The organism is Sphingomonas gei (assembly GCF_004792685.1).
GTDB lineage: Bacteria > Pseudomonadota > Alphaproteobacteria > Sphingomonadales > Sphingomonadaceae > Sphingomonas > Sphingomonas gei.
In genome coordinates, this window is the sequence record NZ_SRXT01000002.1 from 47,132 (window position 1) to 62,473 (window position 15,342).

At 67.8% G+C, this 15,342-nt stretch carries 16 protein-coding genes; 4 read left to right on the plus strand and 12 right to left on the minus strand.

What is annotated here, in order from left to right; translation table 11 throughout:
* Window positions 1-194 precede the first annotated feature (194 nt).
* From rpmI to pdeM, 3 genes are all read left to right on the plus strand, one after another.
* Window positions 195-398: a 50S ribosomal protein L35 gene (rpmI, locus tag E5A73_RS04335; RefSeq protein ID WP_100282718.1), complete on the plus strand. Its 204-nt coding sequence runs from the start codon at window positions 195-197 to the stop codon at window positions 396-398.
* A 15-nt stretch (window positions 399-413) separates the two neighbouring features.
* On the plus strand, window positions 414-779 hold the full coding sequence (rplT, locus tag E5A73_RS04340) for a 50S ribosomal protein L20 (protein ID WP_135962593.1): 366 nt from the start codon (window positions 414-416) through the stop codon (window positions 777-779).
* A 116-nt stretch (window positions 780-895) separates the two neighbouring features.
* Window positions 896-1,558, plus strand: coding sequence for a ligase-associated DNA damage response endonuclease PdeM (gene pdeM / locus E5A73_RS04345; RefSeq protein ID WP_135962594.1), 663 nt, complete (start codon window positions 896-898; stop codon window positions 1,556-1,558).
* Here pdeM and E5A73_RS04350 read toward each other — a convergent pair.
* The 6 genes from E5A73_RS04350 to E5A73_RS04375 all read right to left on the minus strand — a co-directional run bounded on the left by E5A73_RS04350 (window position 1,555) and on the right by E5A73_RS04375 (window position 7,132).
* Complete coding sequence (locus tag E5A73_RS04350) at window positions 1,555-2,241, minus strand: head GIN domain-containing protein (protein WP_168355802.1); 687 nt, start codon at window positions 2,239-2,241, stop codon at window positions 1,555-1,557. The genes pdeM and E5A73_RS04350 overlap by 4 nt on opposite strands.
* 37 nt (window positions 2,242-2,278) lie before the next feature.
* Window positions 2,279-2,992, minus strand: a complete 714-nt coding sequence (locus tag E5A73_RS04355; RefSeq protein ID WP_135962596.1) for a head GIN domain-containing protein — start codon at window positions 2,990-2,992, stop codon at window positions 2,279-2,281.
* 111 nt (window positions 2,993-3,103) lie between these two features.
* Window positions 3,104-3,637 carry a CarD family transcriptional regulator gene (locus tag E5A73_RS04360; protein WP_135962597.1) on the minus strand — a complete coding sequence of 178 codons (534 nt, stop codon included), beginning with the start codon at window positions 3,635-3,637 and terminating at the stop codon, window positions 3,104-3,106.
* Window positions 3,638-3,888: 251 nt separating this feature from the next.
* Window positions 3,889-4,227 carry a ferredoxin FdxA gene (gene fdxA, locus E5A73_RS04365; protein ID WP_135962598.1) on the minus strand — a complete coding sequence of 113 codons (339 nt, stop codon included), beginning with the start codon at window positions 4,225-4,227 and terminating at the stop codon, window positions 3,889-3,891.
* A 48-nt stretch (window positions 4,228-4,275) separates the two neighbouring features.
* Entirely contained in the window at window positions 4,276-4,584 is a 309-nt protein-coding gene (locus tag E5A73_RS04370) for a S4 domain-containing protein (protein WP_135962599.1), read from the minus strand.
* Window positions 4,577-7,132: a helicase-related protein gene (locus E5A73_RS04375; protein WP_135962600.1), complete on the minus strand. Its 2,556-nt coding sequence runs from the start codon at window positions 7,130-7,132 to the stop codon at window positions 4,577-4,579. Before E5A73_RS04375 ends, E5A73_RS04370 begins: the two co-directional genes overlap by 8 nt.
* A 196-nt stretch (window positions 7,133-7,328) precedes the next feature.
* On the opposite strand from E5A73_RS04375, the gene E5A73_RS04380 reads away from it, so the two are divergent.
* The gene (locus E5A73_RS04380; protein ID WP_240700021.1) at window positions 7,329-8,876 is read left to right on the plus strand and encodes a M23 family metallopeptidase; all 1,548 of its coding nucleotides are present in this window, start codon (window positions 7,329-7,331) and stop codon (window positions 8,874-8,876) included.
* A gap of 11 nt (window positions 8,877-8,887) precedes the next feature.
* On the opposite strand, the gene E5A73_RS04385 is transcribed toward E5A73_RS04380, so the two are convergent.
* The 6 genes from E5A73_RS04385 to E5A73_RS04410 all read right to left on the minus strand — a co-directional run bounded on the left by E5A73_RS04385 (window position 8,888) and on the right by E5A73_RS04410 (window position 15,334).
* On the minus strand, window positions 8,888-9,250 hold the full coding sequence (locus E5A73_RS04385; protein WP_135962601.1) for a hypothetical protein: 363 nt from the start codon (window positions 9,248-9,250) through the stop codon (window positions 8,888-8,890).
* A 202-nt stretch (window positions 9,251-9,452) separates the two neighbouring features.
* Complete coding sequence (locus E5A73_RS04390) at window positions 9,453-11,126, minus strand: ATP-binding protein (protein WP_135962602.1); 1,674 nt, start codon at window positions 11,124-11,126, stop codon at window positions 9,453-9,455.
* 82 nt (window positions 11,127-11,208) lie between these two features.
* Window positions 11,209-11,931: a TIGR02186 family protein gene (locus E5A73_RS04395; RefSeq protein ID WP_206366405.1), complete on the minus strand. Its 723-nt coding sequence runs from the start codon at window positions 11,929-11,931 to the stop codon at window positions 11,209-11,211.
* 44 nt (window positions 11,932-11,975) lie between these two features.
* Complete coding sequence (locus E5A73_RS04400) at window positions 11,976-12,890, minus strand: sulfite exporter TauE/SafE family protein (protein WP_135962604.1); 915 nt, start codon at window positions 12,888-12,890, stop codon at window positions 11,976-11,978.
* A 48-nt stretch (window positions 12,891-12,938) separates the two neighbouring features.
* Complete coding sequence (locus E5A73_RS04405; RefSeq protein ID WP_240700022.1) at window positions 12,939-13,952, minus strand: hypothetical protein; 1,014 nt, start codon at window positions 13,950-13,952, stop codon at window positions 12,939-12,941.
* Window positions 13,949-15,334 carry a glycosyl transferase family protein gene (locus tag E5A73_RS04410; protein ID WP_240700023.1) on the minus strand — a complete coding sequence of 462 codons (1,386 nt, stop codon included), beginning with the start codon at window positions 15,332-15,334 and terminating at the stop codon, window positions 13,949-13,951. The genes E5A73_RS04405 and E5A73_RS04410 overlap by 4 nt, the downstream gene beginning before the upstream one ends.
* Window positions 15,335-15,342: the final 8 nt, after the last annotated feature.

Consider the following 15,342-nt stretch of genomic DNA (forward strand, 5'->3'; position numbering starts at 1 on the left):
TTCGAAGGGCGGCTATCCGCGCATGCATCGCGCGGAGTGGTGCTTCGACAGGCTCAGCACGAACGGTGTAGAGTCAGGTTGCATTCCCGCACTTCCAAGGGTATGCGCCCCGCTTTCCTCGAACGTCAGGAACACGCCCGGCCATCAAGGGCTGCCGCGGCTGTTCGCACGTTCGAGATTGCAAGGAGACCAAAATGCCCAAGCTCAAGACCAAGAGCGGTGTGAAGAAACGCTTCAAATTCACCGCCACTGGCAAGATCAAGCACGGCTTCGCCGGCAAGCGCCACCGTCTGATCAGCCACAACGCCAAATATATCCGCCAGAACCGCGGCACCTCCGTGCTCGCTCATGCCGACACCGCCCGTGTCGTCGGCTGGGCTCCGTACGGTCTGAAGTAAGGAGGGCCCGGAACCATGGCACGCGTCAAACGGGGTGTAACCACCCGCGCCAAGCACAAGAATATCCTCGAACAGGCGAAGGGCTATCGCGGCCGTCGCAAGAACACGATCCGTGTCGCGCGGCAGGCCGTCGAAAAGGCCGGCCAGTACGCGTATCGCGATCGCAAGGTTAAGAAGCGGACCTTCCGTGGCCTGTGGATCCAGCGCATCAACGCCGGCGTCCGCGCCGAGGGCCTGACCTATTCGCAGTTCATGCACGGCATCAAGCTCGCCGGCATCGAACTCGACCGCAAGGTCCTGGCCGATATCGCGATGCACGAAGGCGAGGCATTCACTGCCATCGTCGCGCAAGTCAAAGCGGCTCTGCCCCAGGAAGCCTGAGGCGGCCTGCAGCATGCAATCAAGGGCGTCGGAGCTTGGCTCCGGCGCCCTTTTTGATGGGCCGTCACGCGTTTGCGGAGTTGACAGCGGGGGCGTGCGGGCCGGATAGCCGGGGCATGGTTCTCCTTTCGTTCGGCGGTCATGATTTCGCGGCGCTTGCCGAGGGCGCGCTCTATTGGCCTGCCCGGCGGGCATTGCTCGTCGCCGACCTGCATTTCGAAAAGGGCAGCTGGTTCGCCAGCAAGGGCCAGATGCTGCCGCCTTATGATTCGTTGGCGACGCTCACCGAGCTTTCCGCGCTGGTCGATCGCACCCGGGCGACCGAACTCTGGTGCCTGGGCGACAGCTTCCACGATTCGGCGGGCTGCGAGCGGCTTCCCGCCGACGCCCGCGCCTTGCTGACCGGGCTGACCGGGCGGCTCGACTGGCGCTGGATCACCGGCAATCACGATTCGCTGCTCGTCGATCATTGCGGCGGCACGATCCTCGACGAAGCCGAAGTCGACGGGCTGGTGCTGCGCCACGAAGCCGTGCCCGGCGAACCGCGGCCCGAGCTTTCGGGGCATTTCCATCCCAAGCTGCGGATCAGCGTGCGCGGGCGGCAGGTTGCGCGGCGCTGCTTCGTTGCCACCGCGACCAAGTTGATCCTGCCGGCATTCGGGTCGCTCACCGGCGGGCTCGACGCGCACCATCCGGAGATCGTCCGCGCCGTCGGTCGCGGCGCGCAGGCACTGGTCGCGCTCGAGGACCGGCTGCTGCGCTTTCCGATCGCCGCCTAGCGGCGGATCGTCCCGGTGCACGTCATCGGCCCGGGACCGCGCAGCACGCATTCGGGATTGCCGGTAATGTCGATCGCGCCGCTGCCGACCGCATTTGCCCGCGCGGTGAAGCGCACATTGATCCGGATGCTGCCGCTGCCCGCCGAGTTCAGTCTCGCATCGCCCGCGGTGAGCCCGCTCGCGTCGATCGACCCGGTGCCGTAATTGCGCACCTGCGCTCGCGCGGCGGTGCCCGCCAAGGCCATCGTGCCGGTGCCGTTGAGATTGGCGGTCAGATCGTCGGTGCGGATCGACGCCACGTCGAGCGAGCCAGCGCCTGCCTGCAGCAACTCGACTCGCGCACCGTGCATTTCCGCCACGCGCACTCTCGCGCCACCGCTGAGCGCCACGCCGCGCAGCGACCGCGCCGAGATGCGCACCGTCGGCAAGGTCGCGCCCTTGCGGCCGGACCAGGACAGCGGTCCGCCGCTCACGATCAGAATGTCATCGCTGGTCCGCACGGTGACCTGGTCGAGCGCCGCGCGATCGCCGACCGCGATCGCGCCCGGAATGCCCGGCACGACTTCGACTTCGAATGGCCCTTCGACGCGCAGACGCTCGAAGCCGCCGACCATGAAGCGGCGTTCCTGCGCCGGCGCGGCGGCGGTGAGCAGGAGCAACGGGACGAGGAGGAGCGAGCGCATCGCACACACTCGCGCGCCGGGGCTGGTCAGGCAAGCGTTAGCTGCAATGTGCCTCGCCCGAGCCCAGCGCGTTGACCGAGCATTTCGCTCCGCCGCCGAGTTCGGCATCGCCCGAGCCCAGGATCGAGACCGACGCCGGGCCTTTCACCGTGCCGAAGACATTGCCCGAACCGGCGATCGAGATGTCGGCGCTGGCGGCGGTGAGGCGCTTGGCGTCGATGTCGCCCGAACCGGCGACCGAGACGGAGAGCTTCGATGCGCTGCCGGCGACGGTCAGATCCCCCGATCCGGCCAGCGAGAGATCGGCACTGCCGGCGCGGAGATCGGCGATGGTCAGATTGCCCGATCCCGCCGCGGCAGCGTGGAAATCGCCCTCCGCGCGGTCGATGGTGAGATCGCCCGAGCCGCCCAAAGTCGCGGCACCGAGCTTGGGCATGACGACATGGACGCGCGCGCCGCGATCGTTGCCGACCCAATTGCCGTCCTTGCGCGCGACGCGCAGTGCGCCGTCAACGACGCGGATGTCGAGCTGGTCGAGGACCTTGGAGTCGCCCTCGGCGGTCACTGCGAAATTCGTTCCCGTCTTTACGTCGACATCGTCCGGACCGCGCAGATCGACCTTGGTGAAGCCGCTCGCCGCGAAGCTGCGGGTGGCGCCGGTGCCGCTAACCTCGGTAGCGTTGCCCTGTCGTTCGGCGTTGGACTGGCACGCGGCCAGCGGCAGCAGCGCGGCGATCAACAACATACGCATTTTCTTCTCCCCATTTGTGTGTTGCATATACAATACACTAACCGCCGGGCAAGGAAAAGGGGCGGCGGTTTCCCGCGCGCCCCTCACCCGTTTCGACCGGTCCGCCCAGGGTCAGGCGGGAACCTTGTCCTTGTTCCAGATCGCCGCGGCCTTGCGCAGGATGTCGAGGATCTTCTCGAGTGCAGTCGGCTCGTCGACTTGTTCCATCGCGGCGAGTTCGCGCGCGAGGCGCGATGCGGCGGCTTCGAAGATCTGGCGCTCCGAATAGCTCTGCTCGGGCTGGTCCTCGGCGCGGAACAGATCGCGGACCACTTCGGCGATCGACACGAGGTCGCCCGAATTGATCTTGGCTTCATATTCCTGCGCGCGGCGCGACCACATGGTGCGCTTGACCTTGGGCTTGCCCTTGAGCGTCTCGAGCGCCTCGCGGAGCGTTTTATCGGACGACAGCTTGCGCATGCCGACGCTCTCGGCCTTGTTGGTGGGCACGCGCAGCGTCATCTTCTCTTTTTCGAAGCGCAGCACGTAGAGTTCGAGCTGCATCCCCGCAATTTCCTGTTTCTGCAGCTCGATCACACGGCCCACGCCGTGCTTGGGGTAAACGACATAATCGCCGACGTCGAAGGACAGCGCCTTGGCAGCCATGGGCTAGAGACCTTTCCGTGAATAACAGGCCCCGAACGGTTGCGGCGTCGGCCCGGACGTGCGGAACGTCGGGCAGGCGGTTCGGGGCAAGAACGTATGCTTCTCCGTGCGGAAGGGCGATACAATCGCCTCCGTCCCGGACTGTTTAACACGGTTGCAATAAAATTACCAGTCGCGCGTCATGCCCACAGCGCATTTATGTGCACTGCGGCGAAGATTCCGGACGGTGGCGCGCCGCGGCGGCGCGGCGATCAGCTGCCGGTGCCGGGGGCCGCCGAGAAATACTTGTCGAACTTGCCTTCCTCTCCCTTCAGGGCATCGGCGTCTGCCGGAACGTCGCCCTTCTGGGTGATGTTGGGCCATTCCTCGGAATAGGTCTTGTTGAGCTCGAGCCATTGTTCGAGGCCGTTCTCGGTATCGGGCAGAATCGCCTCGGCCGGGCATTCGGGCTCGCAGACCCCGCAGTCGATGCATTCGCTGGGATTGATGACGAGCATGTTCTCGCCTTCGTAGAAACAGTCGACCGGGCACACTTCGACACAGTCCATGTACTTGCACCGGATGCAGGCGTCGGTGACGACGTAGGTCATGGCAGGTCGGCTCCCTCGCGCGGCAAAGTCTGGTACGCAGGGCCCCTGCTATGCCCCGGATTCTGCGGCGTCAACTTGCTTGGGCGCCTGGGTTTGCAGCCGGGTGTAGAGCAAGGCCGCCTCGCCCGGCGGGCCGCGGCGCTTGGGCAGCGCCTCGACGCGGAGCGCAAGCACCTTGCCGTAGAGCGGGAAGACGAGGATCGCGCCGACGCGCACCGGCGCCGCCGAACGCTCGATCCGGCGGCCGTCGAGGCGCAGCGTCCCCTTCTCGGCGATTGCCTGCGCGGCGCTGCGCGACTTGGCGAGCCGGGCGAACCACAGGAAGCGGTCGAGCCGGATGGCGTCGGCGTCAGCCACTGCGCAATCCCGCCAGCGCCGCGAAGGCATTGTCGGTCGGCGCGGCCTTGGGCTTGGCGACGGGGGTCAGGCCCTGCCAGATCCAGCGCTGCGGCTCGCCTTCGCGCGGCTTCGCGGTCTTGAAGCCGAGCTGGGCCATCAGACGGGCGAGGGTTTCGCCGGTCAGGCCGATCGAGGTCGCCAAAGCCGGATCCGGCGTGAACGGTTTGCGGCCCTGGCGCGCATCGTGCGCGGCACGGGCGATGCGCTCGACCAGATCGACGCGGACCGCCTGCGCACCGAGCGGGCGGAAGCCGTAAGCGAGGTCGGCGCCGGGCGTCCCTCGCGCCAGCACCGTCGCGCCTTCTGCTGGCACGTCGGCCAGCCACATCAAGTCGCGGCGCCAGCGGGCGGCGTTGGGCTTGAGCAAGGCCGGGGTGAACAGATCGAGCGTGCCGATCGTCACGCCGATCATGCGCAGCCGCTTGCGCGCGTCGCCGTCTAGGGCTTCGACGAGCGCGGCGGCAGCGCGGCGCGGGAGCAGTCCGCCGGCGTCGAGCAGCGCGTTCGCCAGCGCGCGGAGCGGGCCGCCCGCGGCGAGGTCGCGGCTGGTGAAATCGAGCTTGGCGAGAACCGGAAGATGGCGCGCGACTTGCGCGGCGAACCAGGTGTCGAGCCGGGCTTGGACTGCATTGCGAGCTTGGGGGTCAAGGACATCGAGCGCACGATCGAGCACGATCTTCGGGCGGACGAGGTTGGCGCCCGGCTTTAGCGTGGCGATGGCTACGCCCCGCCACCACACCGTTCGCCCTGAGCTTGTCGAAGGGCCGTTCTTTTCATCGGCGACGGGAGCGAAGCAGGACGGTGCTTCGACAAGCTCAGCACGAACGGGAGAGAGGGCAAGTTCCTCGTCGGTCGCCTCGATCAAGGCTTCGCCGCGTTTCCGGAACTCCCCCGCCAGCCGTTTCTCCGCCGCCGCGAGCAGCATGCGCTTGTCGCCAGCCCGCGCGTCGGCCTGCACCGTGAAGCGGAAGCCTTCGAGCTTGCCGAGCGGATGCTCCTCGACGCTGACTTCGCCTTCGGGGCCGATCGTCACCGGCAGGTTGGAGGCGTCGGCGCCGATCTGGCGGAGCAATACCGTGGTGCGCTTGTCGACGAAGCGCTGGGTGAGGCTGGCATGGAGTGCGTCCGAGAGCTTCTCTTCGATGGCACGGGTGCGCTCGGCCCAGTGGATCGGGTCCTCGAGCCAGTCGGCGCGGTGCGCGATATAGGCCCAGCTGCGCGCGGCGGCGATCCGCCCGGCGAGGGTCTCGACATCGCCGGCCATATTGTCGAGTCGTTGAATTTCGTCGGCGAACCATTGGTGCGGGACATGGCCATTGGCTTCGGAGAGGTGTCCGAACAGCCGCCCGACGAAGCGGGCATGCGGATCGACGCCGAGCTTGCGGAAATCGGGCAGCCCGCACGCCGCCCATAGCCGCATCACCATCCGCGGCGAGCGCACCCGCGCACGCACCCAATCCTCCTGGGCGAGATGCTTGAGCACGGCAAGGTCGGTGGCCTGCGGCGCGGCACGCAGCACGTCCGCACGCGGCTTGGCTTCGAGGCTGGCGACCAATGCGTCCACGCTGGCGAAATCGGGCTCGCCTTCGCGCCAATAGAGATGTTCGAGCCGGGGCACCTGATGCGCCTCCAGCGCCAGCACTTCCTCCGGGGTGAAGGCGCTGGGCCCATCCTCGTGCAGCGCGCCGAAAGTGCCGTCGCGCTGGTGGCGCCCGGCGCGGCCGGCGATCTGCGCCATCTCGGCGATGGTCAGCCGGCGCTGGCGGCGGCCATCGAATTTGGAGAGGCTGGCAAAGGCGACATGGCTGACGTCCATGTTGAGCCCCATGCCGATCGCGTCGGTGGCGACGAGATAATCGACTTCGCCGGCCTGGAACATCGCGACCTGGGCGTTGCGGGTGCGCGGGGAGAGTGCCCCCATCACCACCGCGGCGCCGCCGCGCAGGCGGCGGAGCGCTTCGGCGACGACGTAAACTTCCTCGGCGGAGAAGGCGACGATCGCCGAGCGGCGGGGCAGGCGCGAGAGCTTCCTGGCGCCGGCATAGCTCAAGGTCGAGAAGCGCGGGCGGCCGATGATCTCGGCATCGGGAACCAGCGCCTTGAGCATCGGCTTCATCGAATCCGATCCGAGGATCATCGTTTCGGCAAAACCGCGCGCGCGCAGCAGCCGATCGGTGAAGACATGGCCGCGCTCGGGGTCCGCGCCGATCTGGGCTTCGTCCAATCCGACAAAGGCCACCTCACGTTCGAGCGGCATGCTTTCGGCAGTGCACAGCAGCCACTTCGCCTTCGGCGGAAGGATCTTCTCTTCGCCGGTGATCAGCCCGACCGATTCGACCCCCTTCATCGTGACGACGCGGTCATAGACCTCGCGCGCCAGCAGCCGCAGCGGGAAGCCGATCATGCCGCTGGCATGGCCGCACATCCGCTCGACCGCGAGGTGGGTCTTGCCGGTGTTGGTGGGGCCGAGCACCGCAGTGATCGACGAACGCGCGAACTGGCTCATGTCGGTTGCCAACATCGTTCCGAGTCAGCCCTTAAGCAACACCCCCTGATTGCGATCCTTCCTTAACCATGTTGAATTATAGGGAGATTTGACGACCGACTTCTCTTTGTCCCGGCGCCTGCACAGGTCGCCGCAGGCAGGGGAACGAACCGGGGTGCTTAATTTGACTTTAAACCCTCTCTTCCACAGTGATTTGGTGTTCGCCGGGGGTGGCGGCGCATTCGACGACGGGGTTTTCGGGGGGCATCGCGCCTTGTTCCTGCGTAACGATCATGGCCTGGAGCTTGGCGGCAGCGCGGTGGTCACGCCTGCATTCCCGCCTGTGCCCGGCACTGCGCTCAGCACCCGGCTCAAGCGCCGCGTCTTCGCCAATCTCGATCTCGCACCCGATCTCGGTGCACGCATCGGCACGCTGACCTGGTATCGCGGCGTCGCGACCTGCCTCGGGCTGTGCGCGGTGACGTTCCTGATGGCGCCCGGATTCGAGACTCCGATCTACGGCACCGCCGCGCCGGCGCTGACCGGCGCGGAGCTGGATGCCGCGCGGGCGCAGGCGATCAAGCCGCTCGCGATGGGCGCGACCACCGGCTACCGGGTCGCCGCGACCAACCTCGTCGCGCCGCTGACCGACACCCCCGAGCGCCCGATCATCAGCCTCGACGGCGTCAAGCTCGCTTCGGGCGATGCGCTGCTCAGCGTGCTCAAGCGCTCGGGCGTCGGCGCCAAGGATGCCGAGCAGGTCGGCGCATTGGTCACCAAGGCCGTAGCGTTCGACGACATCCAGCCGGGCACCACGCTCGATCTCACGCTGGGGCGCCGCACCGACAAGGCGCAGCCGCGCCCGCTGCAGAATATGGCATTCCGCGCCAAGTTCGATCTGAAGCTCGAAGTCGCGCGCAACGGCACCGGCCTGGCGCTCAAGCAGATTCCGATCGCGATCGATCACACGCCACTACGCGTCCAGGGCGCGATCGGATCGAGCCTGTATCGCTCGGCGCGCGCCGCCGGGGCGCCGGCCAAGGCAGTCGAATCGTTTATCCGCACGCTGGCGACGCGCGTGCCGGTCTCGCATCTCGGCTCGGGCTGCAAGTTCGACATCATCGTCAAGCAGGCGCGCGCCGCCACCGGCGAGGTCCAGCTCGGCAATCTGCTCTATGCCGGCGTCAGCAGCTGCGACAACAAGGTCCAGCTGATGCCGTGGGAATCGAACGGCAAGACCGAATGGTTCGACGGTGGCGGCAAGGGCAACAAGACCGGGATGATGGCGATGCCGACCAATGGCCGCTTCTCCTCGGCATTCGGCATGCGCCGCCATCCGATCCTCGGCTATACCCGGATGCACAAGGGCATCGACATCGCCGCCGCCTGGGGCACCCCGGTCTATGCCGCGACCGACGGCGTGGTGCAGTTCGCCGGGCGCAGCTCGGGCTACGGCAATTTCATCAAGCTCAATCATGGCGGCGCGTTCGGCACCGGCTATGGCCATCTCAGCCGGATCCTCGTGCATGGCGGCCAATCGGTGCGCAAGGGCCAGGTGATCGGCGCGGTGGGCAATACCGGCATGTCGACCGGGCCGCATCTCCATTACGAGCTGTACAAGAACGGCGTCGCAGTGAACCCGCGCTCGGTCGCGTTCAGTTCGCTGCGCCAGCTGACCGGGAGCGATCTCGGCGCGTTCCGCTCGAAGCTGAGCCAGCTGCTGTCGGTGCCGGTGGGGCGCGGCGCGGCGAAGGACTCGGACTGATCCTCGTGCGGCTACCTTGGCGGCGCGGCTGGCAGACAGCTCGCCGTCGCCGACCATAAAGTGCCGAACAGGTGATGCGTGGGGCCATGGTCCTGCCACGAATTATGCTCCAGCGTCGCCCGCGTATCGACAGGGCCGGCCGGCATGTCGGGCGTCTCGAGCTTGAACCGGCAGATCGCCCGGTTGCGCTGTGAATTGATGAAGCCGCATTTGAGATCGCTCACCGCATAGGCCGGGATCGGGGAGCCCGCGACGATCTCGCCCTCTTCGTCATAGCTCGGTGATCGATATCCCGGCGAACGAGTCACATCGTGGACTGCGCACGACTGCGCCACCCGTTCGGCATCGGGAAGCGCGCATGCTGGCGGATGCACGCGCAGTTTCTCGGAGGCGCGAAAATGGAAGGCGGCACTCGTACCGCACAGGCCCGGGATCGAATCGAGTTTGCCCCGTTCCAGCGGGCGCGGCGCGCAACTGCCGCCGGCGAGGCACAGGCTTGCTATCAGTATCCGACGGAACGGACGGCATCGCATCCCGCCATCGTGACTCCGAAACCGAGGGACCGCAAGGCAGTGCTTACCGCCCCTGCGAGCGCCAGCGCTTGATCGTGCGCTCGAGCATCTGTTCCTCGCCGCCGCTTTCGCGCCACAGCTCGGAAAACAGAGGGTCGTCGGACGCCGGGCGCTTGCCGTCCTCGAGGCTGTCGAACAGCAAGCGGATCGGCGTCGCGACGCCTTCGCCGACCGCGATGCATTCGCGGTTGCGCAGCGCCGGGATCGAATCGAGGAAGCCGCGCGCGCCCTCGGGCATCGCCGCCCTGACGAACGCCTGGTCGCGCTCGTTGTTGAGCCGCATCGCCAGGATCGTGCCGCATTGCGAGAGTACGCCCTCGGCGAGATCCGAGGGGCGCTGGGTGATCAGCCCCAGCGATACGCCGTATTTGCGGCCTTCCTTGGCGATCCGGCTGAGGATGCGGCCGACCGACGAATTATCGGCGTTGCGCTCGTTGGGGACGTAGCGGTGCGCCTCTTCGCAGACGAGCAGCACCGGGCGCTTGGATTCGCCGCGCGACCAGATCGCGAAGTCGAACACCATGCGCGACAGGACGGCCACGACCACCGACGTGATTTCGCTCGGCACGCCCGACACGTCGATGATCGAGATCGGCTTGCCGTCGCCCGGCAGGCGGAAGATGCGCGCGAGGAAATTCGCCATCGAATCGGCGACGAGCATCCCCGAGAACATGAAGGTATAGCGCGGATCGCCCTTGATCTCGTCGATCTTGCTGCGCAGCCGCAGATAGGGCGCGGTGTCGGTCGCCTTGTCCATCTTGCCCATTTCGAGCTGGAGGATCTGGGTGAGGTCCGACAGCAGATAGGGGATCGGCGCGTCGACGGTGAGCTTGCCGAATTCCTGCGCGAGCCGGTTCTTGCCCTTGGCGAGCAGGATGCATTTGGCGAGGATGTCGGCATCGACCTGACGATCCGAGCCTTGGGTGGTGAGGAACACTTCGCAATGCTCCTCGAAATTCATCAGCCAATAGGGCATCTGCAGGTTCGAGACGTCGTACAGCGCGCCGGTGATCTTGAACGCGCTGGCATATTCGCCGTGCGGATCGATCATCACGATATGGCCCTGCGGCGAAAGCTCGCAGATCCGGTGGAGGATAAGTGCCGCGGCGGTCGACTTGCCGGTACCGGTCGAGCCGAGCAACGCGAAATGCTTGCCGAGCATCGCATCGACATAGAGCGCGGCGCGGATGTCCTTGGTCGGATAGACGTTGCCGATCTCGATATGCGCGCGATCGTCGGCGGCGTAGATCTGCTTGAGGTCGGCGGTGGAGACGGGAAATACCGCGCAGCCCGGCGTGGGATAGCGGGTGACGCCGCGGCGGAACTTGTAGAGCTTGCCGGTGAGCTTCTCCTCGTCGCCCTCGCCGAGAAAATCGACTTGCGCGAGGATTCGCTCGCCGCTGGCATCGAGGCGTAGCGAGCGGACATTGGCGAGCAGCCAGGTGCTGCCGACGCGCATCTTGACCTGGCTGCCGACCTGCCCGGAATTGGCGATCGCGGCGTCGCTGCTGGCGCCCAGCGCCTCGATCTCGGCAGGGTCGAACATCACCTGGCTCGACGAACCTGCGATTTCGAGCACCGCGCCGATCGCGCGCGCGCCGGCCCGCGGCGCGACCGGTTCTCCCGACAAAATGGGCGGGGCATTATCGAAGACGCGCGCGCCGAACTGACCGTCCATCGGATACTCCCCGGGGGTTACGCCGAGCCTTGTGCCCGAAGAGCGTAAATATTGGGTTGTTCGTGAACGGCTTGTCCGAGGATCAGAACCGTCGCCAGAGCGCTCCGGCGCCCCAGCCGAACAGCACCGAAAGCGCGACCGCGACCAGGCCATAGGGCACCGAATAGCGCTCGGCGCTGGTGGCGACGAATTGCTCGAGCCCCGATTTGCGGATCTCGATCGGCCGCACCGCGGCGGCGAGGACCCGGCCCTTCTGGATCAGGAAGGTCTCGGCAGTGAAGCGCCCCACCGGCACGCGCGCGGGGATGTCGATTCGCGCCCGGTACAGCACGCCGCCGGTGATCTCGACTGCGTTCGAATCCTCGTAGAACAGGCCGCTGCGCGTGCGCAGATCGACCAGCCCGCGATCGAACCGCGCCTGCACTTCGGGGACGGCGCCCGAGGCAGGGGAAAGCTGAAGGCTGTCGACTCCGAGTTCGTAGATCGCGCGGGTGCGCTCGTCGACGATGCGCCGGATCGGACGCGACGAGGCGACCGCGTAGAAGCTCGGTGCCGAACGGTAGCGCGTCGATTCGGCATTGAGCCAGATGCCCGCGAGCTTTTCCTTCTCGCGCACCAGCACCGCCTGGGTGGGGCCGCGCACGACGATCACGATGTCGGCGGGCCCGTCTTCGGGATCGGGTGCCTGCCCGCGCGGATAGAGAATCGCGCCGAACAGAAGCAGCTCCGCGCCGGTGAACGAATACGCGATTTCGATGTTGCGCTCGGACACGTCGGGAACGAGCACCGGCTTGGCCTGCCCCATCAGCAGCGGCGCGGCGAGCATCAGCAGCGCGGCTGCGGGGCGCTTCACAGCAATTCGACCGAATAGATTTCGTCGGGCCGCCACGCCAGCCCGAGCAGCATGCGCAGCGCCACCGCGAGCACGATCAGCGCCAGCGCGAGGCGGAGATATTCGGGCTTGGCTTTCTGCGCGAAGCGCGCGCCGAGCTGCGCGCCCGCCACCGAACCGATCAGCAGCAGCACGGCGAGGACGATGTCGACGGCCTTGGTGGTGGTGGCGTGGACCATCGTCGCCGCGGCAGTGACGAACAGGATCTGGAACAGCGAGGTGCCGACCACGACCTGCGTCCCCATGCCGAGCAGATAGAGCATCGCAGGGACGAGGATGAACCCGCCGCCGACGCCGAGCAAAACGGTGAGGATGCCGGTCAGGAAGCCGAGCAGCAGAGGCGCGAGCGGCGAGATGTAGAGCCCCGAACGATAGAATCGCCAACGCAGCGGCAGCATCGCGACGAGCGGGTGGTGGCGGCGCTTGCGCGCGCGCGGCGCCAAGGCGCCGCGGCCGACACGCACCGCAGTGATCGATTCGTGGAGCATCAGTCCGCCGATCGAGCCGAGCATCAGCACATAGAGAATCGCGATCACCGTATCGATCACCCCGCTCGCCTGGAGCAGCCGGAACACCCCTGCGCCGACCACGCTGCCGACCACGCCGCCGGCGACGAGCACCAGCCCCATATGGACGTCGACTCCGCCGCGGCGGAAATGCGCGAATACCCCCGAGACGCTGGCGCCGGTCACCTGGCTGGCGGCGGAGGCAGCGGCGACGGTGGGCGGTATGCCGTAGAAGATCAGCAGCGGCGTGGTGAGGAAGCCGCCGCCGACGCCGAACATGCCCGAGAGCAGGCCGACGCCGAGGCCCAGAGCCACGATCACCAGTGCATTGACCGAGAGGTTGGCGATTGGAAGGTACAGATCCATCGGAGCAGGCGATACCGCGTTTGCCCAGGGGTGCAAAAGCCCGCGTGCCTAGAAATCGCTCCCGAGCGTGAGCGCGAGGCCCGAGCCGGGACGCGCAGTGCCGGCGACGCGCTGGCGCCAGTCGAGCGCGAGGCGGACATTCTGCTTGCCGACCGGCAGCGCGAGAGTGGCCGAGGGTCCCATGTCGAAGCGCGCCGCATCGCGCTGCGCCGCCCCCCAGGCGCCGCCGCCCAGCCCGAGACGCACGCCGCCGGCTTCGGCCAGGGTCCGCGTCGCGCGGACGGCGCCGTCGGCGTAGGTTTCGGTGCGGAGGCGACGGATCGCCCCGGCCTGACCATAGGATTCGAGCCGGAAACCCGCGACGGGTCCGTAGAAGCCGCCGACGACGCCCAGCCCGGGTCCGCCGCGAGTGCCGTCGAGCCCGAGCCTGTGTTCGACGACGAGGCGTACCGGCACGCGTGTCGGCTGCCATTCGAGACCGATCGACGCTTCGGCGCCTTTGCCGCGGAGCGGAGTGACCAGTCGACCGAAGCCGGCCAGGCGTCGCTCGGGCCAGAACAGCCACGCGACGCGGAGCCCGGCCTGGCTGCCGCCGAGCTGGCTCGCGCCGGGCGCGGCGCCGAGGCCGGTGCCGGCACGGGCGACCAGCCACGCGCTGGCCGACCAGCGCGAGGGCAGCGCCGCCAGAGGTTCGGGCTGCGCGGCCGGCGGAAGGGGGATGGCGGCAGCGCCGGGCGCCGGCACGCCGTATTGGATCAGCCCCATCAGCGCCATCTGCACGCGATAGGGGTCGGCCGCGGGTGGAGCTGCCTTGAACGAGGGTGTCTCGCTGGTCGGGCCCCGAACGCCGGGAGGCCGCGCCGGAGCAGGATGCGCGGGCAGGGTGGCGCGGAGCGCCGGCGGCGGGGGGGCAGGCCTATGGCGGGGCGCGGCGGTCGGCACGAAGGCGCGGATCGCCGCCGGAAGCGAGCCGGTCTCGGACCAGAGCAAGGCGATGCGGACGCCGACCCAGCCCGATACGACCAGCGCGAGGAATCGGATCGGCCGCCCCCGGCCGGTCACTGCGCCGCCTGCTGCGGCGGCATGTCGGGGAATTGATGCGCGGTCTTTTCCCAGCGCGGCGCGGCGCCGAGCAGCATCCGGACGTAGAGCCCGATCGCACGCCGCGCCGCGAACAGCGCGATATAATTGCCGACCAGCACCCGCGGCGCCGACCACACTGCCTCGCGCCAGCCATAAGCGCGCCAGACGAATGCCGCACGCACCAGCAGCCGCCAGGCAAGCAGCGCGAAATTCGCCCACAATACCAGCCGCACCGCGGGAGCGAGCGCGGGCATCGGCGTCGCGCCGAGCAGATGGAGCATCGCCGAGCCGCTCCACAGCAACAGCGTGGCGTAAGCGAGCGCGAGCACCGGCAGCGCGAGCGTCGCGCGGCGGTCGCGCATCCGCATCCAGTGATCGCCGAGGTTGAGCGTCGCGCGCCAGCCGGTGCGGTCCCAGCCGGCGAGCGCGATGCCGGTCAGCCAGCGCGCCTTTTGCCGGACCGCGGCGCCGAGCGTGTCGGGGAAATAGGCACGGACCGCGACGGGCGGTCCGCCGGGCCGCTCGGCGACGCGGGCGAGGCAGACCCGGCCACCCATGGCGCTGATCGTCAGGCCGAGCTCGTAATCCTCGGTCAGGCTCGACGCATCGAACGGGGGGCCGCCGCGCGCCGCGGCGATCCCGCCGAGAATGTCGCGCCGGATCGCGCAGCCCACTCCGGCCAGGGGCAGTCCGGCGCCGAGCGCCTGGCGCACGACGAGAACCTTGGCGTGCGCCTCGGCGAACTCGTCGCAATAATGGCCGGAAACGAAGCGCGATTGCGGATGCGGCAGCGGCAGCACCGGCAATTGCACCGTCGCGCAATGCTGGAGCCAGCGTGCATAGACCTGAAGTTCGAGCGGATGGACGATGTCCTCGGCGTCGTGGAGTGCGATGCCGAGCGTGGCGAAGCCTTCCGCCACCTCGTCGCGCAGCAGCGCCCGCCACAATGCGTTGAGGCAATCGGCCTTGGTTGTCGGGCCGGGCGCGCCGCCGATCACCAGCCGGACGCGCGCATCCTCGCACGCGACGTCGGCGACGGCGGCGATCGTGGCGGGATCGTTGGGATAGGTGCCGACATAGATCCGGTAATCGTCGTGCGCGAAGCGGGCGAGCGCGGTGCGGAGCATCTGTCCGATCACGCAGGCTTCGTCCCAGGCGGCGACGAATATGACGATGCGGCCCGGCGGCACGACCGTCGAAACGCCAGTAAGCGTACGAAACGGGAACAAGAGTTTCAGATAAGTCCGACGGGCCAGGTAGATCAGATCGACCAGAAGATCGTCCAGCCCGCCGACGAGGAACCAGATCGCCGCGAACAACGTCGCCTCGCGGGCAATCGTGTCTATCGCGGTGATCAGCACGACCGTCC